Origin of the sequence: Arachnia propionica (assembly GCF_003932785.1) — a bacterium.
Classification (GTDB): Bacteria; Actinomycetota; Actinomycetes; order Propionibacteriales; family Propionibacteriaceae; genus Arachnia; species Arachnia propionica_B.
Genome location: NZ_RQYT01000001.1, coordinates 245,796 through 270,227 on the forward strand (window position 1 = coordinate 245,796; position 24,432 = coordinate 270,227).

20 protein-coding genes, 2 tRNA genes and 1 riboswitch are annotated in these 24,432 nt (G+C 69.3%); of the genes, 8 read left to right on the top strand and 14 right to left on the bottom strand.

Translation table 11 applies throughout. The features are described from left to right. Positions 1-91 precede the first annotated feature (91 nt). Positions 92-1,252, top strand: coding sequence for an MFS transporter (locus EII35_RS01140; protein ID WP_125226617.1), 1,161 nt, complete (start codon positions 92-94; stop codon positions 1,250-1,252). 12 nt (positions 1,253-1,264) lie between these two features. Here EII35_RS01140 and EII35_RS01145 read toward each other — a convergent pair whose 3' ends face one another. After that, complete coding sequence (locus EII35_RS01145; RefSeq protein ID WP_125226618.1) at positions 1,265-3,340, bottom strand: hypothetical protein; 2,076 nt, start codon at positions 3,338-3,340, stop codon at positions 1,265-1,267. A 269-nt stretch (positions 3,341-3,609) separates the two neighbouring features. Here EII35_RS01145 and EII35_RS01150 point away from each other — a divergent pair, with 269 nt between their 5' ends. From EII35_RS01150 to EII35_RS01160, 3 genes are read left to right on the top strand one after another with little or no spacing between them, the layout of a single operon-like run. Beyond that, the gene (locus tag EII35_RS01150; RefSeq protein WP_125226619.1) at positions 3,610-4,899 is read left to right on the top strand and encodes an extracellular solute-binding protein; all 1,290 of its coding nucleotides are present in this window, start codon (positions 3,610-3,612) and stop codon (positions 4,897-4,899) included. 2 nt (positions 4,900-4,901) lie between these two features. Continuing rightward, positions 4,902-5,798: a carbohydrate ABC transporter permease gene (locus EII35_RS01155; protein ID WP_125226620.1), complete on the top strand. Its 897-nt coding sequence runs from the start codon at positions 4,902-4,904 to the stop codon at positions 5,796-5,798. Further along, on the top strand, positions 5,798-6,631 hold the full coding sequence (locus EII35_RS01160) for a carbohydrate ABC transporter permease (protein ID WP_125226621.1): 834 nt from the start codon (positions 5,798-5,800) through the stop codon (positions 6,629-6,631). Before EII35_RS01155 ends, EII35_RS01160 begins: the two co-directional genes overlap by 1 nt. 24 nt (positions 6,632-6,655) lie before the next feature. Here the strand turns inward: EII35_RS01160 and EII35_RS01165 are convergent, their stop codons facing one another. The 9 genes from EII35_RS01165 to EII35_RS01205 form a co-directional block, all read right to left on the bottom strand. Then, positions 6,656-8,047, bottom strand: coding sequence for an alpha/beta hydrolase (locus tag EII35_RS01165; protein WP_125226622.1), 1,392 nt, complete (start codon positions 8,045-8,047; stop codon positions 6,656-6,658). 45 nt (positions 8,048-8,092) lie between these two features. Continuing rightward, positions 8,093-9,184: an ABC transporter substrate-binding protein gene (locus tag EII35_RS01170; protein WP_185744098.1), complete on the bottom strand. Its 1,092-nt coding sequence runs from the start codon at positions 9,182-9,184 to the stop codon at positions 8,093-8,095. Positions 9,185-9,216: 32 nt separating this feature from the next. After that, the gene (locus tag EII35_RS01175; protein ID WP_125226624.1) at positions 9,217-10,020 is read right to left on the bottom strand and encodes an ABC transporter ATP-binding protein; all 804 of its coding nucleotides are present in this window, start codon (positions 10,018-10,020) and stop codon (positions 9,217-9,219) included. Further along, positions 10,017-11,078: a FecCD family ABC transporter permease gene (locus tag EII35_RS01180; protein WP_260464967.1), complete on the bottom strand. Its 1,062-nt coding sequence runs from the start codon at positions 11,076-11,078 to the stop codon at positions 10,017-10,019. Before EII35_RS01180 ends, EII35_RS01175 begins: the two co-directional genes overlap by 4 nt. A gap of 41 nt (positions 11,079-11,119) precedes the next feature. Then, positions 11,120-11,292: riboswitch (cobalamin riboswitch) on the bottom strand. A gap of 177 nt (positions 11,293-11,469) precedes the next feature. Further along, positions 11,470-13,410 (bottom strand): excinuclease ABC subunit UvrC, encoded by a 1,941-nt coding sequence (gene uvrC, locus EII35_RS01185; RefSeq protein ID WP_125226625.1) that lies wholly within the window; start codon positions 13,408-13,410, stop codon positions 11,470-11,472. Positions 13,411-13,413: 3 nt separating this feature from the next. Further along, positions 13,414-15,096 (bottom strand): energy-dependent translational throttle protein EttA, encoded by a 1,683-nt coding sequence (ettA, locus tag EII35_RS01190; protein ID WP_125226626.1) that lies wholly within the window; start codon positions 15,094-15,096, stop codon positions 13,414-13,416. Positions 15,097-15,157: 61 nt separating this feature from the next. Further along, positions 15,158-16,732, bottom strand: coding sequence for a GTPase (locus EII35_RS01195; protein WP_125226627.1), 1,575 nt, complete (start codon positions 16,730-16,732; stop codon positions 15,158-15,160). Then, the gene (locus tag EII35_RS01200; RefSeq protein ID WP_125226628.1) at positions 16,732-18,453 is read right to left on the bottom strand and encodes a P-loop NTPase family protein; all 1,722 of its coding nucleotides are present in this window, start codon (positions 18,451-18,453) and stop codon (positions 16,732-16,734) included. Before EII35_RS01200 ends, EII35_RS01195 begins: the two co-directional genes overlap by 1 nt. Next, positions 18,450-19,790 carry a PrsW family intramembrane metalloprotease gene (locus tag EII35_RS01205; protein ID WP_125226629.1) on the bottom strand — a complete coding sequence of 447 codons (1,341 nt, stop codon included), beginning with the start codon at positions 19,788-19,790 and terminating at the stop codon, positions 18,450-18,452. Before EII35_RS01205 ends, EII35_RS01200 begins: the two co-directional genes overlap by 4 nt. A 75-nt stretch (positions 19,791-19,865) precedes the next feature. On the opposite strand from EII35_RS01205, the gene EII35_RS01210 reads away from it, so the two are divergent. Then, complete coding sequence (locus tag EII35_RS01210) at positions 19,866-20,522, top strand: hypothetical protein (protein ID WP_125226630.1); 657 nt, start codon at positions 19,866-19,868, stop codon at positions 20,520-20,522. 7 nt (positions 20,523-20,529) lie between these two features. Here EII35_RS01210 and EII35_RS01215 read toward each other — a convergent pair. Beyond that, positions 20,530-20,605, bottom strand: a tRNA-Arg gene (locus tag EII35_RS01215). A gap of 155 nt (positions 20,606-20,760) precedes the next feature. Here EII35_RS01215 and orn point away from each other — a divergent pair. Together orn and EII35_RS01225 are read left to right on the top strand one after the other, a co-directional pair. Then, on the top strand, positions 20,761-21,390 hold the full coding sequence (orn, locus tag EII35_RS01220; protein WP_125226631.1) for an oligoribonuclease: 630 nt from the start codon (positions 20,761-20,763) through the stop codon (positions 21,388-21,390). A 336-nt stretch (positions 21,391-21,726) separates the two neighbouring features. Next, positions 21,727-22,050, top strand: a complete 324-nt coding sequence (locus tag EII35_RS01225) for a hypothetical protein (protein ID WP_125226632.1) — start codon at positions 21,727-21,729, stop codon at positions 22,048-22,050. A gap of 6 nt (positions 22,051-22,056) precedes the next feature. On the opposite strand, the gene EII35_RS01230 is transcribed toward EII35_RS01225, so the two are convergent. Next, the gene (locus EII35_RS01230; RefSeq protein ID WP_125226633.1) at positions 22,057-23,358 is read right to left on the bottom strand and encodes an amidase family protein; all 1,302 of its coding nucleotides are present in this window, start codon (positions 23,356-23,358) and stop codon (positions 22,057-22,059) included. 83 nt (positions 23,359-23,441) lie between these two features. Between EII35_RS01230 and EII35_RS01235 the strand changes: the two genes are divergently transcribed. After that, a tRNA-His gene (locus tag EII35_RS01235) sits at positions 23,442-23,517 on the top strand. On the opposite strand, the gene EII35_RS01240 is transcribed toward EII35_RS01235, so the two are convergent. Together EII35_RS01240 and EII35_RS01245 are read right to left on the bottom strand one after the other, a co-directional pair. Beyond that, a complete protein-coding gene (locus tag EII35_RS01240) occupies positions 23,510-24,103 on the bottom strand; it encodes a hypothetical protein (protein WP_260464968.1) in 594 nt (197 codons plus the stop codon). The two genes, EII35_RS01235 and EII35_RS01240, sit on opposite strands and share 8 nt — an antisense overlap. Further along, positions 24,087-24,380, bottom strand: a complete 294-nt coding sequence (locus EII35_RS01245) for a DUF6112 family protein (RefSeq protein ID WP_260464969.1) — start codon at positions 24,378-24,380, stop codon at positions 24,087-24,089. Before EII35_RS01245 ends, EII35_RS01240 begins: the two co-directional genes overlap by 17 nt. Positions 24,381-24,432: the final 52 nt, after the last annotated feature.

Sequence of the window (24,432 nt, forward strand, 5' to 3'; positions counted from 1 at the left end):
GGGTCGAGTTGCGAGGGACATTCAACACGGGCTTTGAACACCGTTCAAGTCGGCGTCGGCCCCGCCCCGCCGCAAGGTCTAGACTCGGCCGGTGCGTCATTTCGCTGATCTGCTCTCCTCCCCCGGCCTGGCACGGGTCATCACCTCCCAGCTCATCGCCCGCATCCCGGCGGGGATGACCTCGCTGGGCATGCTGATGCACGTCGAGCACCTCAAGGGCAACTACGCCTCCGCGGGCGCTGTGCTGGCAGCCCTGTCGATCGGTATGGCGGCGGCTGGACCAATCGTTTCCCGACAACTGCACCGCTTCGGCACGCAACCGGTCCTGCTGGCCTGCCTGACGATCTCCACCCTGACCCTGCTGCCAGTGGTCCTGTTCCCGATGCCGCTGTGGGCCATGCTCGCCCTCACGGCCGTCGCCGGGGCCACCATCCCGCCGATCCAGCCCGTCGTGAGGACCCTCTACCCGACCATGGCGCCACCCGGGCGGGTCCAGGCGTTGTTCAGCCTCGACGCGGCCCTCCAGGAGATCATCTGGGTGCTGGGACCAGTCCTCATCACCACCATGGTGGCAACGCTGGGCTCCACGACGGCGATGCTCGTGGTGCTGGGAGTGCAGGTCGGGGGCGGCGCCTTGTTCATCCTCGACCCCGTGGTGCGCCGCCTCAGGATCCCCGCCTCGACGGGGCGCTTCGGCCGGGTACTCGCGAACCCCTCGGTGCTGCTCATGACCGGGGTGTCCTTCCTGGTCATCGGCTGCCTCGCAGCGATGGAGGCGGCCGTGGTCGGCACCTTCGGGGAGGGGTCGCTGCTCACGGGCTACGTCCTGGCCCTGTCCTCCCTCGGCTCCCTCCTCGGCGGGCTGGCCGTCGGCAACCGCGTCGTCAACCGCTGGTCGATGCCGGTCCGCCTGCTCGTCATGGCCGCCGGACTGGGCGCCGCGACGATGATGCAGGGCTTCTGGGGCATCACCGCGGCCCTGTTCGTCACGGGGCTCGGCACCGCACCGGCCATCGCGGCGATGTCGTCGATCATCGCGAGCAGCGTCTCCTTCGCCGACACCGCCGAGGCCTACGGCTGGCTCACCACGGGACAGCTCATGGGCGCGGCGCTCGGCTCGGCGGCGGCCGGTCTCGCCATCGACGCCCTCGGTGGTCGTGGCGGGATGATCGTGAGCCTCACCCTCGGCGCGGTGGCCGTCGTGGCCTCGGCGCTGTTCCGCCGGGCCACCCCGCAGTCCCTCACCCGATGACCGCTCGGCCGCTCACGTCCGCAGGTCGTCGTGGTGGCGGATGCTGGACAGCTCGATGACGCCGTCCCCCTTCCAGTAGTGGAGCCGCCTGGCCCCCGGGGTCCCGACCTGGAGGGACACCCGCCAGGCGGTCTCGCGTCCCCGGGTGCGCGGCGGGTCGTCCCCACCGGAACCGCTGCGGAGCTGGTGCACCTCCCGCGCACTCACCCGTGGCGCGAGATCGGTGAGCACCTCGACGATCACGTCCACCACCTTGGCCCGCTCCACTCCCTGGACCTCGGCCCAGGATTCGAAGAACCCCTCCCCGATCGTCCAGTCCATGAGTCTGCGCTCCCCCTTGCGCTCCTGGTCACTGAAGCGACGCACCCACGCCAGGTACACCTCGAAGCGCAGCTGCTCCTCCGGGTCGGCGAACCGGCTGCCGTCCTCCCGGAGGATGCGTTCCGCCTCCCCGTCGTGGTTCTTGACCTGTCGCTTGCTCCGCTCCAGGCTACGGATCTTCCGGGCGTCCCGTTCCCTGGCACCCTTCAGTTTCGTCACCTCCTCGCCGAGCGTCCGCACCTGCGCCATGAGCCGCTCGTTCTCGATGCGGAATTGCACCACCACGTCGTCGTCGGGCTCCGGCGCCGCCACCCTCGGCCCCCTCGGCTCCCTGAAGGTCACGGGCCGCGGTTCCTCGATCGGCTCCGGCTCGTCACTGGCCGGCGTCAGCCACGGTGGCCCTTCGGGCAGCAGTGAGGGAGCCGGGGACGGCTCCACGTCGTCGATGAGGGCGGAGAGCCGCCACGTTCGGGCGGCGACCCCGCAGCCCAGCACCTCGACGGGGATGACCTCGCCCGGGGTGACCAGACTGCGGAGGTCCTTGCCCTGGTCCGAGGCGACGAGCTGCTCCGGGGAGAGATCGACGGCGAATCCGGGGAAGGGCTCCACGGAGCAACGGTGCTCGGCGACCGAGGCCACCCGCACGAGGATCACGTCGCCCACGGCAACGCCCGCGAGCGCCTCCGAGGCGTCGCGTCGCTCAGGGGCGAGGCGACGGCTCGCCTCGTCGAAGCGTCCCCGGACCCGCTGACCGCGGGCGAAGACCCGCTCCGGCGCCACGTCGTGGGCGACGAGTTCGGGCCAGGCGTGGGCCATCTGGCCGTCGTCGAGTCGCAGGAGGGCACACTCGGCGACGATCCCCACGACGGTCCCCGTCGCGGCGACCTCCCGCCGCAGGGTCGCGCTTCGGTGCTCGGTGGGCTCGACGTGACGCAGCGCGTCGGCCACGAGTTGCAGGCCGACCCGCTCCCCTTCACGGGTGTCCCGTGCAAACCGCAGCGGCACGCGGAAGGGATCCTGCGCCCAGTCCACTCCTGGCGGGTAGACCCGGGAGGCACCGCCGTAGACCTCGCAGTTCGGCGGCAGCACGTCGGAGAAGGCCCAGGAGATCACCCCCGTGGCCATGACGTGGACGGGCACGGTCTCACCCAGCTCGTCGGCCACACGCCCTGCATCGACGTACGGGCCCTCGGCGTCCCGGGCGGAGGTGATGACGACGACGGGATGGGAGCGCTCGGGGTCGAGCAGGTGTCTCGCCAGATCGGCTGCCGCCTCCGGGGTCGGAACGGTTCGGGCACCCCCCGACGCAGGAGCCGGTTCGGGCTCCGGAACGGCCGGGGCCGTGATGCGGGCGAGGGCCGCCAGAACCCCATCCTGCTGTTTCTCACGTTGCCAGGGCTCGATCGCGACGAACAGGGGCGAGAGTCGGGGGTTCTCCTGCCACTCGATCCCCGGAGGGAAGATCCGGCTGGCCCCGTTGTGCACCGTGAGGTCGCGCCCAAGATTGTCCCGGATGAGGTCGGAGACCTCGTGGCTGATGGTCCAGACCTCGGCCCCGGTGGCCGCGACGCGTTGCGGGTCGGTGAAGCGATCCCCGTCGACGGTGGCCGAGATGAGCACGAGGGGCACCTCCCGGCTGAAGGCGAGCAACCTGGCGAGCAGTTCCCTCCCCTCGTCCCTGCTCCCGGCCTCCCTGTGGCGGGGCTCGGGTGACAATTCGACTTCAGTCCGGGGACGGCGTTCCCTGCCTCGTCTCCGCTTGGGCATCACGATCCTTCTTTCACACCCGAGCCGGGTGACCCCCGCCACCCCTTATTGTCAGCTTTTTGGTCAATCCTAGCCATGTTCGCGTTGACATGCCCATTCCCCGAGTCCGACCTGTGAGAGCGTTCTCTCCAACGCACCGAGGGCACGCAGAGTTGCACCTCAACACACCCCGGCGGGGAGCAACACCTCGGTGACCAGCCGAAACATTCGGCTGCACGGGGTGGATGCGCCCCCGGATCGCCGGGGCGTCAACGACGGAAGGGACGACGATGTCAACGAGTTTCACCAGGCGTTCACTGTTCGGTCTGGGCGCGGGAGCGCTCGCCACGACGCTCGCGGCCTGCGGCTCCGACGGGGGCAGTGGTGGCGGCGGCCAGGCCACCGGCACCGGAAGGACGGTTCGGGTGTGGTTCATGGAGGGCTCCATCTCGGATGCCGCCATCAAGCACCTCACCGACGAGTTCGCCGCCAAGAGCCCCGGTAACACCCTCACGGTGGAGATCCAGCCGTGGGAGGGCGTCATGTCGAAGCTCCAGACCGCCCTGTCCTCCGGCTCGGAGAGCCCTGACCTCGTCGAGACCGGCAACACGCAGTCCTCGGCCTTCTCCAGCGTCGGCGCCTTCATGCCCGTCGACGATCTCTACGAGGAACTCGGTGGGGCCAAACTCATCCCGAGCTTCGTCGACGCGGGCAGCTGGGACGGCGTCAAGTACGCCCTCCCCCTCTACGCCGGGGCGCGCGGCATCTACTACCGCAAGGACATCTTCGAGGCCGCCAGCATCGCCGAACCGAAGACCCTCGACGAGTTCGCCGATGCCGTCATCCAGCTCACCAAGACCAACCCACAGAACACGCCGGACTTCTGCGGCCTGTACCTGGCTGCCGGGGACGAGCACTCCGTCGGCTCCCTGTGGTTCGCGGGCGGCGGCGACTGGGCCACCAAGGACGGGGACAAGTGGACGCAACAGGTGACCTCCCCCCAGTCGATGGACTCGATCAAGCGGATCAAGCGCCTGTTCACCGAGGCCACGATCTACTCGGTGGCCTCCCAGGCCTCGCAGCAGTCCTTCGACAAGTTCTTCAACGAGGGCAAGGTGGCCGTGCTCATCGGCACCGGCAACATCACCGGCAAGATCGACCAGGCCCTCTGGGACGAGAACAAGGTTGCGGTCATGCCCATCCCGGGCCTGAACCCCGGCGAGGTGGGCAAGTCCTTCTCCGGCGGGTCCACCATCGCCATCGCCAAGAACGCCCAGAACCCCGACCTGGCGAAGGAGGCGCTGCGGGTCATCTTCGCCCCGAAGTTCCAGGAACTCATCGCCGCCGATGGCTGGGTGCCCGGCAACACGACCTACGGCGACAAGATCCCCGGTGCCTTCGGGGAGATCTCGGCCACCGTCGTCGGGAACTCGAAGCTCACTCCCAACACGCCCCAGTGGGGTGTCGCCGAGGGCAAGAACCTCATCCAGGACTTCTGGACCGAGATCGCACAGAGTGACGACCTCGAGGCCGTGGCGCAGAAGTACGGCAAGCAGATCGAGGACGCCCTCAACTCCTGACGATGAAGAAGATCAAACCGCTCATCCCCTACCTGCTGCTCGCGCCATCCGTCGCCTTCGTGCTGCTGTTCGCGGGCTACCCGCTCGTCAACCAGTTCGTCCTGTCCTTCCAGGACTTCGGCCTGGCACAGCAGTTCGGGGCACCGGCACCCTGGGTGGGGTTGACCAACTACGTCAAGGTGCTGGGCGACCCGTACTTCTGGCAGGTGCTCGGCAAGTCCCTGTTGTTCTGCGCCTGGACCGCCGGGGTGACGATGATCCTGGCCGTGGGGCTGGCCCTCCTGATGAAGGAGGCCAGCCCCTGGGCCCGAACCCTGCTCAACACCTCCTTCGTGGTGGTGTGGGCCATGCCCATGCTGGCCGCCCTGACGGTGTGGCAGTGGCTCGTCGACCCGAACTTCGGGCTGGTGAACTTCGTGCTCGCAACCTTCGGGCTGGAGCAGTTCAACGGGTTCTCCTGGCTGGCCAGCAGCCCGTGGACGTTCCACCTGGTGGCGTCGGTCATCATCATCTGGGGGTCGATGCCGTTGGCGTCGATCTCGATCTACGCCGCACTGACCCAGGTCGACGACGCGCTGCTGGAGGCGGCCCAACTCGACGGGGCCAGCTACTGGAAGCGGCTGCGCCACGTGATCTATCCGATCATCTCCCCCGTCGTGGCCCTCATCGGGATCCTGCAGATCATCTGGGATCTCCGGGTGTTCACCCAGATCCATGTGCTGCAGCAGTCCGGCGGCATCTCCACCGAGACCAACCTGCTGGGCACGTACGTGTACCAGATGGGTATCTCGCAGAGCAAGTACGGGCTCGCCTCCGCCATCGCCACCATCATCCTCCTGGTGACGGTGGTCATCACCGCCAAGTACATCCACATGCTCTACACCCGAGGAGACGACTGATGCGCCGCAAGCACCTGGCGAGGAGCGTGGTCAACATCGTGGTGCTGCTCTCGGCAGCGCTGTGGGCCCTCCCCGTCTACTGGATGATCAACTCCTCCCTCCAGTTGGAGCGCAATCTGCTCAACAACCCACCAAACCTGGTGCCCTCCCCGATCACCCTCGACCACTTCCGTAAGGTTCTGACCGATGCCACCTTCTGGCAGGCCCTGGGGATGTCGATGAGCATCGCGCTCATCCTGGTGTTCACGACGACGGTGCTGTCGCTGCTGGCGGCACTGGCCCTCACCCGGTTCAAGTTCGTGGGACGCAACACGATGATCGTGGCGATCCTCGTGATCCAGATGATCCCGGCCGAGGCGATGTTCCTGTCGCAGTACCGGATGCTCGACGGCTGGAACCTCCTCAACTCGGTGATGGGTCTGTCCCTGCTCTACATCGCCGGGCTGTTGCCCTTCGTCGTGTGGATGATGCGGGGCTTCGTCGCGGGTGTCCCCCTCGAACTGGAGGAGGCCGCCATGGTGGATGGTTGCTCCCGCTTCAAGGCGATGGTCAAGGTGACGCTCCCGCTGCTGGCGCCGGGACTGGTCGCGACGAGTGTGTTCTCGTTCCTGCACGCCTGGAACGAGTACGCCCTGGCCCTCATCGTGCTGTCACGCAACACCTCCATCACGCTGCCCCTGTGGTTGCAGTCCTTCCAGCAGGGTCTGCGCGGCTTCGACTGGGGCGGGGCGATGGCGGGGTCGGTGCTCATCACCATCCCGGTGATGATCCTGTTCCTGCTGGTCCAGCACCGGATGACCTCCGGCTTCGTCGCGGGGGCGGTCAAGGGCTGACCACCGCGGCCCGCCGGGCGGAGGTCACGCCTCGACGTGGCGCTGCACCCAGTCGGAGATCGCCGCGACGACCTGCGGGTCGAGGTGGTTGGGGGTGACGTAGTCGAGATTGCCCTGCGTGTCGGCCGTCGGCATGAGCAGGTGGTTGAGGCCCTCGAACAGTCGGCGCTCCACGGTGGGGCCGCTGGCGACCTCGGCCCACGGTTCGTGGTCGGTGGCTGCGGGGAGCTGGCCGTCGTCGCCGCCGTGCAGGATCAGAATGGGATCCCCGGCGGTGGCCAGGTCCTGCGCCAGGCTGCCGTGGATCCGGGTGACGCTCTCCCAGTAGGTGCCCGGGACGCCGAGGATCTGTTCGTCGCCTCCCGTGGCGGCCTTCGCGGCGGCCACCTCCGACGCCAACCTCTCCCGCTCCGCGTCGGCGTCCTCCCCGTCGCCCAGGCGCGCGACGAGTTGGTCGTGGAGGATGTCGGCGAGATGCCGGGGGCTGCCCGCGAGGATGACCCCGCCAGCCACGTCGGCATGGGTCGCCAGCAGATGCGGCACGAGCATCCCGCCGAGGCTGTGTCCGATGACGACGACGCGGTGACCGCCGCTGCCGGGCAGCCCGGCCACCAGGTCGAGTGCGGCCGCGGCATCGTCGAGCACCTCGGTCGCCAGCGTCATGGCTCCGTCACTGTTGGGCTGCTCGAGGTATCGCTTGTTGTAGCGCAGGGAGCTGATCCCGGCGGCAGCGAGTCCTGCCGCGAGATCCTTGAGGATGTGGGTGCTGCCGACGGTGCCGTCCTTGTCGGTGGGGCCGGATCCCCCCAGCAGGAGCGCGGTGACGGGCCGGGCCGTGACGCCGGGGGCCGGGGTGACGTACTCGCCGGTGAGGGAGTGCTCTCCCACCGACACCGCCTCCGCCTGGTACCCCGTCGGCTCCTCGCTCCGGGTGGGCCCCGTCACGGCTGCCTCGTCCGCGGGGAGCGGGTCACGGAAGTGGAAGCCTGCGATGCGATCCTCACCGTCGAATGCGTACTGGGTGACCAGCCGCCCCCGCTCCAGGTCGATGAGGACGACGATGACCGCCTGGTCGCCCTGCTGCGTCAACAGCCCCGCCCCGGCAAGGCCGACCACCGGACCCTTCGGCTCGGAGACCTGCCGCCAGGCATCGGCCAGGGCAGCGGCGTCGGCCGCGTGCCGGAGCTGCTCGGTGCCACGGTCGATGATCGGCTGCGGGTCGCCGTCGATCATCCCCCTGGTCAGCGCCAGGGCCTCCTGCTTGAGCCGTTCGACCCGGTCCGACGGCGGGGTGGACGGCTCCGTGGTGGTCGGGGTCGGGGTGGGGCTGGTGGGAGCGCCCGGCTGCCCTCCTCGAGGGGAGCAGCCGCTGAGGGCGATGAGGGTGGCAGTGCCGAGGAGAGTGCGGCGTCGCATCCGTCTTCCTTTCGACGACTCCCACCAGCCTAGCGGGTGACCGACTCAGGGCAGCTTGTCCTGGCCGGGAACCTCGGCCGGCATCGGCAGCTTCGTGGTCACCTCGGATGCCGGGACGAGCCCGTGCTTCTCGAAGGACTTGCGCACGTACTCCGCGGCGTCGATGTTGATGGGGCTCTCCGTCCACATCGCGTAGGGCAGGTTGAGGAAGCGCTCCTCCTTCACCGCGGGAAGGTCCTTCGTGGCGGGGTGGGACTTGAGGTTCTCCACCTTCTCCTCGTAGGTCTGGCCGGGGTACTCGACGAAGGTGATGAGGTCGGGGTTCGAGTTGGCGAGCTTCTCCCAGCTCACCTGGGTCCAGGTGTCCTTGACGTCCGCCGTCGCGTTGACCCCGCCCGCGGCCTCGATGATGGCGGTGGGGGCGCCCAGCGATCCGCTGGTGAAGATGGCGTCCTTCGCGGAGTCGAAGAGGAAGACGACCGGGGCCTTCTCGGCCTTCGGGGCGGCCTCGAGGACCTTCAGGCGGGCATCCATGTCGTCGACGACGCCCTTGGCGACGTCGCTGTGGCCGGTGAGGGTGCCGAGGTTGGTGATGTCGATGCGGACGGCCTCCCACGGGTCGACGATGCCGCGTTCGGCTCCACCCTCCTGCTGCCGGCAGGACTCGGTGAGGATGTAGGAGGAGATCCCCTTGCCCTCGAGGCTGTCAGGGGTGAGGTTCTTCGCCTCGTCGAAGCCGTAGCCCCACCCGGCCACCATGAGGTCCGGCGAGGCGGCGAGGACGGACTCCAGCGCCGGGTACTCCGGGGAGACCTCCTTGAGCTTGCTGACGGTCTCCTCGCCGTACTTGGCGGTGAGGATCGGCAGGTCACGACCGATGCTGCTGACGGCGGTGATCTCGTCGACGGCTCCGGCCGCCAGGGCGAGCGCGATGATGTTGCCGTCGTTGATGTACATCTTCGTGGCGGGGGCGGACAGCGTGAGCTCCTTCCCGCAGTTGGTCACGGTGAGGCTCCCCGCGGGCGCGGCGGAGCCGCCACCCGCGGCCCCACTGGATGCGGCGGGGGCACTGCTGGTCTGCTGGGTCTGGTTGGCGGGAGCGGAGCAGGCTCCGAGCGCCAGCATGGGCACGGTCAGCCAGGCGAGGGCCCGGATTCGGCGGCGAGTGGTCATCTGTCTTCCTTCGTTTCAGGGGTCAATGTCGGCACGAGGCCATCCATGACGAGGTGCGGGACCCCGCCTTCGACCGCCTCGACCTGGCGGGCCCGCACGTGGAAGGCGGACTCCAGGTTCTCGGCGGTCATCACGTCCTGGGCGGCACCGGCGGCATGGATCCCACCGTCGGCGAGCATGACGACCTGATCGAACCACCCCATGGCCAGGTCGAGGTCGTGGATGGTCGCGACGATGGTGCGGCCGATGCTGCGCATGACGTCGAGGAGGTGGAGCTGGTGGTGGACGTCGAGATGGTTGGTCGGTTCGTCCAGCAGCAGCAGCTCGGTGTGCTGGGCCAGCCCCTTCGCCAGCATGGCCCGGCGTCGTTCACCGCCCGAGAGCTGGTTGCAGCGCCGGTTCCGCAGCTCCGCGAGCCCGACGAGGTCAAGGCATTCCTCGACGATCCGTCGCTCCCGGTGGCCTCCGAGCTGCCATGGCATGAGGTGGGGCAGCCTTCCGAGGGCGACCATCTCGGCGAGGGTCAGCTCGTCCGGCGGGGTCTCCTCCTGGGCGACGAAGGCCAGCCTTCTGGCCCGCTCCCGGGGGCGCATGTCCGCGAGCTGCACCCCGTCGACGAGGACCCTCCCGGCGGTCGCGGGGCGGATCCCCGCCAGCACCCGCATCAGGGTGGACTTGCCGACGCCGTTGACGCCGACGATGGCGGTCATGGTGCCCGGCTGGACGTCGAGGTCGATGCCGGAGACGATGAGACGTCGTCCGATGGAGCAGCTCAGCCCCTCTGCCCTGAGCGTGGTCATGCTGCACTCCCGAATCCGTAGCTGCGGCGCCCCATGACGATGAGGAACACCGGGGCACCGACCAGACCCGTCACGACCCCGAGGGGCACCTCGGCGGGGGCGACGATGACGCGGGAGACGACATCCACCCACAGGAGGAAGAAGGCGCCGATGACCGCGCAGACCGGCAGCAGCCGTCGGTGGAGGGAGCCGACGATCATCCGGCACAGGTGCGGGACGACGAGTCCGACGAAACCGATCCCCCCGGAGACCGCGACCAGCACCCCGACGAGGATCGCGAGGAGCAGGAACAGGCCCTGGCGCAGCACATTGACCGGAACCCCGAGCGCCGCGGCCGCATCGGGACCGCTGGCGAGGGCATCGAGCCAGCCGCTCACGAGCATGAGCGCCAGCAGGCTGGCCAGCACCACGACGAAGGGCAGCATGAGTCGGTCCCACTGGGCGCCGGAGACGCTGCCGAGGAGCCAGAACAGCACGGACTGGGCGGCACGCGGGTCAGGCCCCTTGAAGACGAGGAAGCTCGCGATGGCGGAGAAGGCCGACGAGAGGACGACACCAGAGAGCACGAGCCGGATCGGGGTGAGCCCGCCCTGGGCCATCGCGACCAGGTAGACGGCGAGGGCCGCGCCGAAGGCCCCCAGGAGCGCGCCCGCGGAGATCGCCCACAGGCCGAATCCGGACAGCACCCCGAAGGTGATGACGGCGGTCGCACCGACGGAGGCCCCGGAGGAGACACCGAGGAGGTAGGGGTCGGCCAGGGGGTTGCGGACGAGGGTCTGCATGGCGCAGCCCGCGATGCCGAGCCCGGCGCCGACGATGACCGACAGCAGGGCCCGCGGGAGCCGCAGCTCCCAGACGATGGCCTCCACGGCGCGGTTGTCACTGGTGGTCCCGGACAGGTGGGCCTGGATGACCTGCCAGATGGCGTCGGGGTCGAGGCGTTCCGAGCCGATGTTGACCGAGTAGACGATGCTGAGCGCGGTCAACACGGGGATCACGATGAGGATGGGCAGCGTCAACCACCGACGGGTGCCACGAACCAGAGCGGTACGGTCCAACACAACTCCAGAGTCCACGAGCCCATGCGCGAGGCCCTCGACCGACAGGACATGAAGCTGCGGTCTTCGGACTCCGGCTCACCCTCCCCCGTCACCTTCCCGGGTCTCCCCAGTGGTCCCACGACAGGTTCGTCACCGTCACCGCTGCGCGTCAGTCCCGGATTCCCACCGGGTTCCCGTGCCCCAAGGGGCGCCAGCTTCCCGAGCAGCCTATCAGTGAATCCGTGGATTTCCTCTCCGGTCACGGCCTCCTCCGCATGCCCCCCCTCATTCGCCTGTCTTCACTGCGGTTCGCCTGCCATTTCCCCGGCTCACCTGTCTTGTTGGGCAGGCGATTCGATTCAAGGCAGGCGTTTCCAAGTCAAGGCAGGCGAGCCGGATGGGTCGGAATCTACGTCTCGGTGACCTCGCCGGTGGTGAGGTTGATGGCCTCGCCCGCCGTACCTGCCACCGCCTGCTGCACCGTCGCGGCGAGCTTCGGGCCGAAGCCCGGCACCTTCGCGATCTCCTCGACGCTCGCCTCGCGGAGCCGCTTGATCGAGCCGAAGTGGGAGATCAGGGCCTTGCGACGCATCTCGCCGAGGCCGGGGACGTCGTCGAGGGCCGAGGCCAGCATGTGCTTGCTCCTCCGACCCCGGTGATGGGCGATGGCGAAACGGTGGGCCTCGTCGCGGAGCCGTTGCAGCAGGTAGAGCCCCTCGGAGGCGCGCGGCAGGATCACCGGGTACTCCTCCCCCGGTAGCCACACCTCCTCCAGCCGCTTCGCCAGCCCACACAACGCGATCTCCCCCGCCAGCCCCAGTTCGTCGAGCACCCTCGCCGCCGCGGCCACCTGCGGCGCCCCACCATCGACGACGATGAGCGCCGGGGCGTAGGCGAAGCGACGAGGTGCCCCCGTCGTCGGGTCGATGAGCAGCGGACCGTCGGCGTCGTCGTCGCCCCGGCCCCGTTCGTCGAGCAGCCGACCGAGTCGGCGGGTCAGGACCTCATCCATCGCCCGGAGGTCATCGGAACCCTCGAAGCTCTTGATGATGAAGCGGCGGTAGTCGGACTTCTTCGGCAGGCCGTCCTCGAAGACCACCATGGAGCCGACGACCTCCACCCCCTGGGTGTGGGAGATGTCGAAGCATTCGATGCGCAGCGGCGGCTCGGCCAGGCCCAGCGCGTCCGCGATCTCCTCCAGTGCGGCGTTGCGGGTGGTCAGGTCCGAGGCCCGCTTGGTGGCCTGCTGGTCGAGGGCCAGCTGGGCGTTCCGCAGCACCGTCTCCAGCAGGGCGCGTTTGTCGCCCCGGATCGGCACCCTCACCTCGACCCGACCGCCGCGCAGCTCCTCCAGCACCGTGATGAGCTCCGGCTCGGCCGGGACCGAGCTCAGCACCACCGGGGGCGGCGGGTTCTCCGCGTCGTAGAGCTGCAGGAGGAAGGGCTCCAGCAGCTCCGCGAGGTCACGATCGTCCGCCCGGTCGGCGATCCAGCCCCGCTCGCCCGCGATCCGCCCGCCCCGCACGTGGAAGATCTGCACCGCGACCTGCTGACCGTCGTCGGCGAAACCGACGACGTCGCAGACGGTGTCGTCGGCGAGCACGACGGTGTTGCGTTCCCGCGCCTTCGTCAGCCCCGCCAGCTGGTCCCGCAGGACCGCTGCCCGCTCGAAGTTCAGCTCGGCGGAGGCGGCGAGCATCTCCCGTTCCAGGTCGGCGACGATCCGCTCCGACTCGCCCGCCATGAAGCGACACAGCCCGTCGGCGATCTCCCGGTGCTCCTCCGGGCCCACCCTGCCCACGCAGGGGGCGGAGCACTTGCCGATGTCCCCGAGCAGGCAGGCACGGCCGGAGCCCTCGGCCCGCTTGAACACCCCGTCGGTGCACGAGCGCATGGGGAACACCCGCAGCAGGGCGTCGAGGGTCTCACGGATCGCCCACGCCTGACCGAACGGGCCGAAGTAGCGGGTGCCGCGTCGCTTCGCCCCGCGCCCGACGAACACCCGCGGGAACCGCTCGCTCCAGGTGACCGCCAGCCACGGGTACGACTTGTCGTCGCGGTACTTGACGTTGAACCTGGGGTCGAACTGCTTGATCCACGTGTACTCGAGCTGGAGGGCCTCCACCTCGTTGGCCACCACCGTCCACTCCACCCGGGCCGCGGTCCGCACCATCGTCTGGGTGCGGAAGTGGAGCGACGCCGGGTCGGCGAAGTACGAGTTCAGCCGGGAGCGCAGGTTCTTCGCCTTGCCGACGTAGATGACGTTGTCGAACGCGTCGAAGAACCGGTACACCCCCGGTTCCGTGGGAATGCTGCCCGGCCTGGGCCGGTAACTGGCCGGGTCAGCCATGACTCACCGGGTCAGGCGGCGGTGCTTCGAGGCGTGCGGACGGGCGGCCTCGGCCCCCAGACGTTCGATCTTGTTGGCCTCGTAGTCGGCGAAGTTGCCCTCGAACCAGAACCAGCGCGGGGTGCCGTCCTCGTCCTCACCCTCCCAGGCGAGCATGTGGGTGGCGACCCGGTCGAGGAACCAGCGGTCGTGGGAGATGACGACGGCGCAGCCGGGGAAGTCGAGGAGGGCGTCCTCGAGGCTCGACAGCGTCTCGACGTCGAGGTCGTTGGTGGGCTCGTCGAGGAGCAGCACGTTGCCGCCCTGCTTGAGGGTGAGCGCCAGGTTCAGCCGGTTGCGTTCACCACCGGAGAGCACCCCGGCCTTCTTCTGCTGGTCCGGGCCCTTGAAGCCGAAGGAGGCGACGTAGGCGCGCGACGGCATCTCGAAGTTCCCGACCTTGATGTGGTCGAGCCCGTCGGAGACGACCTGCCAGACGTTGTCCTCGGCGTTGATGCCGGAGCGGTTCTGGTCGACGTAGCTGAAGCTGACGGTCTCGCCGATCTTCACACTGCCGGAGTCCGCCTCCTCGATGCCCGTGATCGTCTTGAACAGGGTGGTCTTGCCGACGCCGTTGGGGCCGATGATCCCGACGATGCCCGCGCGGGGCAGCGAGAAGGACAGGTCCTTGATGAGGACCCGGTCGCCGAAGCCCTTGGTGAGGTGGCTCACCTCGAGGACGACGGAGCCGAGCCGCGGACCGGCCGGGATGTTGATCTCGGCGGTGTCGATCTTGCGGAACCGCTCGGCCTCGGCCGCGAGCTCCTCGTAACGCTGGAGTCGGGCCTTGTTCTTGGCCTGGCGGGCCTTCGGCGAGGAGCGCACCCATTCGAGCTCCTTCTCGAGGATCTTGGCGCGCTTGGCGTCCTTCTTGCCCTCGATCTGGAGGCGCTCCCGCTTGGTCTCCAGGTAGGTGGAGTAGTTGCCCTCGTAGGGGTGCAGCTTGCCGCGGTCGACCTCGCAGATCCACTCGGCGACGTTGTCCAGGAAGTAGCGGTCGTGGGTGACGGCCAGCACCGCACCCGGGTACGACTTGAGGTGGCCCTCGAGCCAGTTCACGGACTCGGCGTCGAGGTGGTTGGTCGGCTCGTCGAGGAGCAGCAGGTCGGGCTGCTGGAGCAGCAGCTTACACAGCGCCACCCGGCGACGCTCACCACCCGACAGCACGTCGACGGGGGTGTCCGGCGGCGGGCACTGCAGGGCGTCCATGGCCTGCTCGAGCCGGGCGTCGAGGTCCCAGGCGTTGTGGGCGTCGAGCTCGGTCTGCAGCTCGCCCATCTCGGCCATGAGCGCGTCGAAGTCCGCGTCGGGCTCGGCCATCTCCATGCCGATCTCGTCGAAGCGCTTCATCTTCGCCTTGAGGTCGGCGACGGCCTCCTCGACGTTCTCCTGCACCGTCCTGCCCTCGGTGAGCGGCGGCTCCTGGAGGAGGATGCCGACGGTGGCGCCCTTGGCCAGGGCCGCCTCGCCGTTGTTGGGCTGCTCGAGCCCCGCCATCACCTTCAGCAGAGTCGACTTCCCGGCACCGTTCGGGCCGACGACACCGATCTTGGCGCCCGGGAAGAACGCCAGGGTGACGTCGTCGAGGATGAGCTTCTCGCCCGCCGTCTTGCGGACCTTCTGCATGGTGTAGATGAACTCGGCCACAAAGCTTCCCTTCGAGTAGACCGTGGGCAAGTATGCCAGTTCCCAGCGGGTGTGCACCCGCTCAGCCGATGAGCTTCCTCGCGCGAGCGAACCGCCCCAGCTCCTCCCCGAGCGGGTCGAGCACATGGGTCGTCGCGACCTCGTTGATGGAGCGACGGAGTCGCCGTCGGGCGCGACGTGCGGCTCCCCGGGCCCCCAGCCGGACGAAGAACTGGCCGCTCGCCCCCAGCACGACCCCGCCGAGCAGACCGCCCAGCACCATGAGGGTCGGCAGGGGCATGCGGACACCGCCCTCCGGGCCGAGCGGTTCGACGGGGAGCGGCGGCAGCCCGAAGTAGGCCAGCGCCACGTTGACCCCGAGCCACCCGAGCCCGACGACGACGGCGAGGACGAGGAGCCACTGCAGCCCCTTGAACAGCCGCCACCACATCGGGACCTCCTCCGTACCGAGGTCGGTGCGGACGAGGGCCTGGTCGAGGAGGTCGGGGAGATGGTCGACGTCGCGGTGAACGGCCCGGTGCACCGCCTGGGTCCAGTCCGGGGACATGCCGCTGCTGGCCTCGTCGGCGAGGTTCCGCAGCCCGATCCGCAGCCGCGCCTGGGCGACGGGCCCCCGGGTGGGCAGGGAGCTGCGCTGCGTGACGGGTTCGTCCGCGGTCTGCTGCCCCGCCCCGAGTCGCAGCCTCTTGAGGGGGTCCGGGCGGAGCCGGGAGAGCCAGGACACCAGCGGCCAGCCCGTGGCCAGGGAGCCTCGGTGGATCATGCCGCGCCGCACCGCCTCGACGACCTCCGGCACCCCCGCTGCCTGGGCGAGTGCCGTCTCCATCTCCGTCACCACCTGGTCGGGGACCTTGCCGACGTCCCCGCGGCAGGCCTGACGCAGCTCGGCGGCGACCGCGTCGAGGTCCGCGGAGAGGCGGGCGCGGGCCGCGGTCTTCCTGGCGGCGATGGCGGCGAGGTCGCGGCGGAGTTCGTCGATGCCGACCCCGGAGCGGGTCGAGGTGGCGAGCAGCGGCACCCCGGTCAGGCCGGCCTCGTCGAGCAGCCTTCTCAGGTCCGTCATGCATTCCTTGAGCGCGACGAAGGACAGCCGGTCCGATTTGTTGAGCACGACGGTGACGACGTCGCGGTGCCCGGCGAGTGGACGCAGGTAGCGGTGGTGGACGGCCGCGTCGGCGTACTTCTCCGGGTCGAGCACCCACACGAACTGGTCAACCACCTCCACCAGCCGGTCGACCTCGGCGCGGTGCCCCAGCGCCACGGAGTCGTGGTCCGGCAGGTCAAGGAGCACGACGTCGCGCAGCCCCTTCTCCGGGGCCGGGACCTCGTGTCGACGGACGACGCCGAGCCAGTCGAGCAGTTCGGGGTTGGAGGGGCCGAAGCTGACGGCCATGGTCTCGGAGGTGGTGGGGCGTCGCACCCCGACGTCGGTGATCTGCGTTCCGGCGAGGGCGTTGGTCAGCGAGGACTTCCCCGATCCCGTCGCCCCGGCCAGCGCGACGACCGTCTGTTCGCCGAGCCGCAGCCGCTGGTCGGCGCGCTGGGCGATGGCGCGGGCCCGGGCCACGACCTCCTCGGGCACCCGTCCCGCGGTGAGGGTGACGAGTTCGTCGAGGTTCTCCAGGCGTCGCCGCATCAGAAGCCCTCCGGCCTGGTGAGGGCGTCGAAGGCGTCGCCGCTGGCCAGCCGGAGCGCCTCGGCCGCCGTGGTGAGGCGTTGCGGCAGGGATTCGTCGAACCGCAGCGTGGCGAGGCGTTCCTCGAAACGGCCGAGGTGGGTGGCGATGAGGCTCTCGACGCGGAACTCGAGTTCCCGCCTGGCTCGGGTGGCCAGCCGCCGGACCGCGTCGTCGCCGAAGATGCCCTCGAGGAGACGCTGGGCGACGAGCGAGGTTCCGCCCGCGATGCCGACCTCGGCGGTGGTGAGCCCACCCGTGGTGGCGAACACCAGGACGATGAGGGCGGCCCCGACGGCGTTGGTGCCGAGGGCGAGCACCCGGGCGCGGCGTCGTTTCCCGCGCCCTTCGTTCTCGACGAGGCTGAGCACATCGGACTGCCAGGCCCGCACCAGCCAGGCGACCTCCTGGTCGAAGCCCGGTTCCGGCCGGGCGAGGGTGGGTTCCCGGGCGGCGAGGACCCGTCCCCACGGGGTGCGGGCCCAGGCGGTGGCGGCCCGGTCGGAGGCGGAGGTGACACTCTCGATGATGAGGGCGGACAGGCCGTCGGAGATCGCGCCCTGCACCTCGTCGGCCTTCTTCCCTCCGGTGAACCAGCCGGTGATGCGGTCCCTGAGCGCGGCGATGCGCTGCTCGACACCGCGCATGAACTCGCCGGTGCCGACGAGGTCCTGCCAGCGGGAGAGCACCTCCCCGCGGAGCATGGTGCCGTCGGAGGTGGCCCGGGTGATCTCGTTCGTGGCGATCCGGAACTCGGAGGCGGCGGCCTCGCGCAGGTGGGCGATGGCCTCGGCCTGCTGGGTGGCCGCGGTCGCCAGGCCCCGCAGTTGCGGGTCGAGGTGACGGACCGCCCCGGCGAGGGTCTGGACAGCGACGGCGTGGCGACGTCCCCGACCGTTGGTCAGCTCAGCGAGCCAGCGTCGCAGTGGCGCGCCGAGTTCGGTGGGGAGCATGCCCTCGACGGGGGTGTCCTGCTCGGGGATGGTGAACACCTGAGGGGCGCTGATGCCGCGCGCGAGGAACATCTCCTTGAGGTGGGCGGTGAGGTCGGCGGCGGCCTCCGGCGGGCAGCGGTTGAGGACGGTGCAGACCACGGCGTCGCGTTCAGCGGCCTCGTGGAGGAGTTCCCAGGCCACCGCGTCGGCGTAGCGGGCCGCTGTGGTGACGAAGACCCACAGGTCGGCGGCGGCGAGGAGTTGTCTGGAGAGGCGACGGTTCTCGTCGTCGATGGAGTCGATGTCGGGGGCGTCGAGGAGGGCGAGCCCCTCCGGCAGTTCCTCGGTGGCGACGATCTGGAGGGCGCGGGAGTCGGCGACCGCCTCGTCGCTGCGCACGAGGTGTGGCAGCACCGGTCCGGATCGGAACCACTCCCGGTCCAGCGGGTGACAGATGAGGGTCGGCGCCGTCGTGGTGGGGCGCCGGACCCCGGCCCTGGTGACGACCGTGCCGAGCAGGGTGTTGACGAGCGTCGACTTGCCCGCCCCCGTCGAACCACCCACGACGGCGAGGAGGGGCGCGTCGAGACGCTGCGCCCGGGGCAGGAGGTAGTCCTGGGTCTGGTGGCCCAGGCTGGCGACGAGGGCACGCTGATCCTCCACCCCCTCCAGGGGGAGCGGCAGCTGGGTTTCCCGGAGGACATCGACCAGCGCGTGGAGGGCGGTGGCCAGGCGTGGGCCGCTCATCGGGACCATCCCGGCGGCGGATAGGTGGGGGCGGGAGCCGGGGCGGGACGGCGACGGCGGCGCGGCGGGAGGATCGTCAGGCCCTCGGTCTCGGTGAGGGCCTTGGACCGGAGTTCCTCGATCCGGTGGACGAGTTCGTGGCAGCGTTCATCCGAGCCGGGCCCGACGGTGCCGCGCGTGACCTGGGCGCGGGTGTGGGCCAGCTCCGTGACGAGCCGGATGAACCTGGCGGTGCGCCACCACATCCGGGGGCCGCGGAAGAGGGCTGCGGTGAGGAGTTTGATCCGGCGGAAAGGGCCGGAGATGACGACGAGGTCGCGTTCCTGCAGCCATCCGGCCATCCGGAAGTCGTTGAGTCGGTGCCGGATGAGGCGGGCCTCCGCGACGACGCCGAGGATGAGGTAGAGCACGAGGATCGCCACCAGGCCCAGCGCCATGTACCACTGGGGTTTGAGCTGCTCGATCGGGTAGAGGCTCGCCACCCCGTTGAACAGCATGTGTCCGGCCACGCCGACGAGGAAGCCCGCCAGGGGGGCCGTGATGCGCACCCACTTGCTGCGGGCACCGAGCGCCACCGCGAGCCCGAATGCCGTCATCATCGTGAACAGGGGGTGCCCGAAGGAGGTGTACACGCCGCGGAGCATGACCATCTCCTTGACGGCGGCCGTCGGGTCCTCCACCTCGATGGTGTTCATGGCGTACACAATGACGCGGCCGTAGTAGATGATGTTCTCCACGAAGGCGAATCCGATGGCCGACAGCCCGGACAGGGCGACGATGCTGATCTGGGAGACGATCCGGGTGCGGTACAGGATGATGAGCAGGAACAGCACCGTCGCCTTGCTCGCCTCCTCGACGAATGGGGCGATGAAGATGGCGGGTCGGGTACCGGCGTCGGCATCGGCCTGCGTGGTCTGCATCATCTCCCCGGCCCACGAGTTGACGTGGATGCTGATCCACGTGGAGGCGCAGGCGCCCCACAGGAAGGTGAGCAGCCAGATGAGGGGACGTTGCGGCCGGAACCGATCGAGCCACAGGAAGAGCAGGCAGTAGGCCAGCGCCGTCCACATCGCCCAGAAGGCCGCCATCCGGAGGGCCTCGTTGTTGAGCCCGAGTGCGACGGTGCCATCGGGGAAGGTGCGGTCCGGGTGGAGCACGAGGTACTGGTCCACCAGGCAGTAGGCGTAGAACGGCACGAGGACGAGGGTGAGCCAGAAGAGGGGGCTTCGGAGCATCCGCTGCCACCAGGGGCGGGGGGTGGCCGGGGGCAGCCCGGACAGCCACCGCTGGCGGTCGCCCAGCGCGAGTTCCTTGGGATCGGAGACACCTGTGGTCATGATGGCCACCAGCCTACTGGGCACCCCGGCCAACGGCGACGGGGTTCACCAACCCCGGTTCGCTAACGTGACCCCATGAGCCAGGTCACGCCACTGCCGCCGGGGCTGACGCTGCCCCCGTCGTGGCGGGGACGGCTGGACGCCCCGGAGGTCGACGAGGTGCTGGACGGGGTCCGGCTGGCCTGGGGCTGGATCGTCTCCGGCCACACGGAGGTCGAGGCCCTGGCCACGTGCATTGGGATCGGTTCGTGGGCGAGTCGGCTGGGCGCGCACGCCGACCGCGACCTCGCGGCCCACCTGCTCAGCTTCCGCCGCCAGCAGTTGGCCACGGCCGCCGCGGACCTGCAGCGGTACCGGTTGGACGGGGCCTTCGCGGAGTTGCGCCGTCGCGGGGTGGTGGCCCTGGTGGACTTCTTCTGCTGTTCGTACTGCCTGGGCTCGATCACGGGGTACGAGCACCCGGAACTGGAACAGGTGGTCCTACCCGCTCAGGGATACCTGTTCCTGCAGGAGCCCCACTCCGCCGCTCCCCCGGGTCGGCGAGGGGTACTGGTCAACTGTGGGTTGCCGGGCGGCGGCTGTGACCAGCCCCCGGGAGGGTCCGGCACCGATCCGACTGCTGGTTCGCTCATCGACGAGGTGGTGGCACCGACCCTCGTCGCGCATGGCTTCACCCTCGGCCCGCAGGGGCGGCACCTGGCGATCCGGGATGCGGCCCGGGGTCCGGCCTGAAGCCTCCTGGCGCCCCAGGCAGGACTCGAACCTGCGCACGACAGATTAGAAGGCTGTTGCTCTATCCACTGAGCTACTGGGGCTCGGAGGCCTGACACAACCCCCGACAGCGATGATTCTACGCACAGGCGATGGCTCGCGACGACTCGCGCGACCGCCCCGAGCCGATCACGACAAGCTCGGGGTCTGCAGGACGTCGCGCCATCATCCCCACCCCGGTTGCCCATAGGCTTGGGCTGTGAGTGATGAACTGGTGTGGATCGACTGCGAGATGACAGGGCTGGACCTGACGAAGGACGCGCTCATCGAGGTGGCGGTGCTCGTCACCGACGCCGAGCTCAACGTGTTGGGCGAGGGCGTGGACGTGCTCATCAAACCCTCCGACGACGCCTTGGCGGGGATGAGCGACTTCGTCCGCGAGATGCACACCGCGTCGGGGTTGCTCGACGATCTGGCCTCCGGCACGACGCTTGAGGAGGCGTCGAAGCTGGCACTGGACTACATCCGCGAATACGTTCCCGTGGCCCGCAAGGCGCCGTTGGCGGGCAACACGATCGGCACCGATCGCGCCTTCCTGGCCCGAGACATGCCGGAGCTGGAGGCGTGGGTCCACTACCGCAACGTCGACGTCTCGTCGTTCAAGGAGCTGGCGCGACGCTGGTACCCGAGGGTGCTGTTCCAGGCCCCCGCGAAGCAGGGCAACCACCGGGCGCTGGCCGACATCCAGGAGTCGATCGAGGAGATGCGCTACTACCGGGAGGCCATGTTCGTGCCCGCTCCCGGACCGACGACGGCGCAGGCGAAGGTCATGGCGGCGAAGCACCGCGGCTCCATCACCGGGCTTCAAACTGAGAGGGTACGCGGATAGGTGCATCCACTGTTGTCACCCCGGTGACCCCCTCTCCGCGCGCCCTCTTGACCCGGGTTCGCCTGCCTTGAGCCGGGCTCGCCTGCCTTTTCGGCGGCTCGCCTGTCCTACAAGACAGGCGAAGTGGAACGAGGCAGGCGTTTCCGACCCAGGACAGGTGAAACCGTTGTAAGGCAGGCGAATCAGGGGCCTGGGGGTCGACGGCCCGCGATGCACAACCGGCTGTCAACGCACTGTGACGACCCTCGTCACGACCCCCTGCCCGAGCAACCTGTCGTTGAGGAATAAACCTCTTCTCTCGCACGTTGTGCTAGCCGACACGAGAGAAGGAGGCCCATGATGGGATACGAGCGTCTGGTGACCGCGAGGAACCACATCGAGCGTCGGCGGTTCCGTGAGGCCATCGTCGAGCTCCAGGCCATCCTGGAGACCGAGCACCGGCCCAGCGAGATCGAGGAGACCAAGGAGTTGCTCGCGCTGGCGAACTTCAAGGCCGCCTACCTGCCGAGGGCAGAGGTGCTGGCCCGCGAGCTCATCGAGTCCAACCCGACGAACAGCTACGCCCACACCATTCTGGTTCGTTCGCTGGAGCGGCAGTCCCGCAAGGAGGAGGCCGCGCGGGCGAGGAGCCTGGCGGTGGCACTCGGCGCGGAGTTGTGACGGAACTCAGCCGAGCAGTTCGGCCACGTCCAGCACCAGGTCGTCGTCCCCTCGGGGGCCGATGACCTGAACGGCCAGCGGCAGCCCCGTCGTCGTCCTGCCGACCGGCACGGCGACGGCGGGGAGCCCGGCCAGGTTCCAGTACGAGGTGTAGGCGATCACCGGGGACGAGATCAGGTGGGCGCGGAGATACCCCATGTCATGGATCCTGCGGATCCGGTGGGGCGGCGTCGGCGTGACGGGGGTGAGCAGCACGTCGAAGGCGCTGAACGCCTTGTCCACCGCCGCCTCGAGTCGACGGATGCTACGCCTGGACCAGTCGAACACCACCTGGGGAATGAGACGCCCCAGGGCTGCTACCCGCCGGGAGCGTCGTTCCCCGCGGTCGGGATGCTCGAGTGCAGCCACCTCGTCGCGGACTGCGCAGTGGTACTGCACGAGGAACGGCAGCACCGGGTTCAGCCAGCGCAGGGAGCCGTGCTGCACCGTGTGACCCGAATCCTCGAGTCGGCGAGCGGCATGCGCGACGGCCGCGGCGATGTCCGTGGAGGGACGAAGTCCCGGCATCGGGGAGGCGAGGGTCCAGCCGATGGTGAGAGTGGGTGGGCTCTCCCGCCGCACTGCGGTCGATGCAAGGACCCTGAGCGCCGTCGCGACATCCTCGACGGTGCGGGCGAGCGGACCGTAGGTGCCGAGGTCGTGCCAGAGATGGGGCTGCGGGGCGGTGCTGACGCGGCCGCGGGTGGGCTTCAATCCGACGATCCCGGTCCAGGCGGCGGGGATGCGGACGGAACCCCCGGCGTCGCCGCCCAGCGCCAGGGGCACCATCCGGGAGGCGACGGCTGCGGCGGATCCCCCGGAGGAGCCACCCGGGGAGCGGGTGGGGTCATGGGGGTTGCGGGTGCAGCCCCACTCCCCCGTCGTGAAGGGGGTCTGCCCGAACTCGGGCATGTGCGTCTTGCCGACGATGACGGCCCCGGCGGCGCGCAGCCGGGCCACGACCTCCGAATCAGCAGCGGCCGGGTTGGAGTTGCCGCGCCCGCCGAAGGTCGTGACCATGCCGGCGACGTCGATCTCCTCCTTGACGGCCACGGGAACCCCGTACAGCGGCAGCCGGTCGGCGACGACGCGGGGCAGGAGGTCGAGGGAACGGGCGTCGTCGAGGGCCGCAGGGTTGAGGGCCGAGAAGGCGTTCAACGCCTCGTCGCGCTCCTCGATGCGGGCAAGCACGCGGAGCAGGTGGTCGGCCACCCGACCGGGGGTCAGGCTGCGGGCGAGTTCCACCGCGCCGACGTCGAGCAGATCCATGCCGGCAACCTACCACGACAGGTCGATTTCATGCTGCGAGGTCGGATACGCTATCGTTTCCCAGTCGCCTCTGGCGACGCACGGTGGGTATAGCTCAGCTGGTAGAGCACCTGGTTGTGGTCCAGGATGTCGCGGGTTCGAGTCCCGTTACTCACCCCAGATGGGTCAGGTGTGAATTTTCGACCAAGGGACCACCCTTGGTCGGGGTTCCGTCATGGCCCTGATTTCGCGCTCGGGCGGCCCAGGTCAGGGCGTCGGCCTGTAGATCGGTGTTGGCGAGCCCGTCGTAGGGACTCCGATACCCGACCCGGACGTCGTTGTCCTCGTCGATGTAGATCGCCTTGAATAACGCCTGATTACACAACCGACGGTTCGCATCATCGGCACGGGCATAGATGTCACCCACATGAGCCAGCAGCAGCAACGAGTCGTCCAGGTTCGCCCGCGCATCCGCATAATGCCCGTGATGCGCGGCCAGCCGGTACTCGATGGTCTCCAACGACCCGGTGATCCGGTCCTGCTCCCGCTTCAACAACCCCAACGGGACCGCACCCGCGTAGTGGGCCTGCAACAGTTTGCGCTGCTCGTCCTCCAGACGGGTCCGGCGGGCAGCCAGATCAGCCAACTCCCCCGCACCCTCGGCCATCATCTGATCGAACCTCGCATGCAACATCCCCGACAGCGCCTGCCGGGTCTCCGGGTCGATCTGAACCGTCTCGTAGAACCGTTCAACCAGCCGCTCCACCGGCAAGGACGGCAGCGCCGACAGCAACCAGGACGCCGACTCCGCCCTTGCTGGCAGGGGCGTAGTTGCCGTGCACCGCGGCGATGGCCCATGTAATCGCGGAGACGATGAGCAGAAGGACGGCGACGATCAGGACGAATGCCAGGAGAGCACCGGCCACGACGCGGAGGCCTCCGATGCCGCTGAGTCCGTCGAAGCCGGGGAACACATTCATCGCAGGCCGCCAAGCCGCCCGTGGGACGAGGTAGCGAACATGCTGGCGACTGGAGTAGTGCATGCCGCAAAGGTGTGCTTGTCGAGCCTGGTGGGCTACAGCACGGTCCGCGTAG

Coding starts and splice junctions, on each gene's coding strand:
- EII35_RS01155 (WP_125226620.1), top strand. CDS start 4,902: ATGAAGAAGATCAAACCGCTCATCCCCTACCTGCTGCTCGCGCCATCC.
- EII35_RS01230 (WP_125226633.1), bottom strand. CDS start 23,358: ATGGATCTGCTCGACGTCGGCGCGGTGGAACTCGCCCGCAGCCTGACC.
- EII35_RS01165 (WP_125226622.1), bottom strand. CDS start 8,047: ATGCGACGCCGCACTCTCCTCGGCACTGCCACCCTCATCGCCCTCAGC.
- EII35_RS01225 (WP_125226632.1), top strand. CDS start 21,727: ATGATGGGATACGAGCGTCTGGTGACCGCGAGGAACCACATCGAGCGT.
- EII35_RS01150 (WP_125226619.1), top strand. CDS start 3,610: ATGTCAACGAGTTTCACCAGGCGTTCACTGTTCGGTCTGGGCGCGGGA.
- EII35_RS01195 (WP_125226627.1), bottom strand. CDS start 16,732: ATGCGGCGACGCCTGGAGAACCTCGACGAACTCGTCACCCTCACCGCG.
- EII35_RS01245 (WP_260464969.1), bottom strand. CDS start 24,380: ATGCACTACTCCAGTCGCCAGCATGTTCGCTACCTCGTCCCACGGGCG.
- EII35_RS01200 (WP_125226628.1), bottom strand. CDS start 18,453: ATGAGCGGCCCACGCCTGGCCACCGCCCTCCACGCGCTGGTCGATGTC.
- EII35_RS01145 (WP_125226618.1), bottom strand. CDS start 3,340: ATGCCCAAGCGGAGACGAGGCAGGGAACGCCGTCCCCGGACTGAAGTC.
- EII35_RS01160 (WP_125226621.1), top strand. CDS start 5,798: ATGCGCCGCAAGCACCTGGCGAGGAGCGTGGTCAACATCGTGGTGCTG.
- EII35_RS01205 (WP_125226629.1), bottom strand. CDS start 19,790: ATGACCACAGGTGTCTCCGATCCCAAGGAACTCGCGCTGGGCGACCGC.
- EII35_RS01210 (WP_125226630.1), top strand. CDS start 19,866: ATGAGCCAGGTCACGCCACTGCCGCCGGGGCTGACGCTGCCCCCGTCG.
- EII35_RS01175 (WP_125226624.1), bottom strand. CDS start 10,020: ATGACCACGCTCAGGGCAGAGGGGCTGAGCTGCTCCATCGGACGACGT.
- uvrC (WP_125226625.1), bottom strand. CDS start 13,410: ATGGCTGACCCGGCCAGTTACCGGCCCAGGCCGGGCAGCATTCCCACG.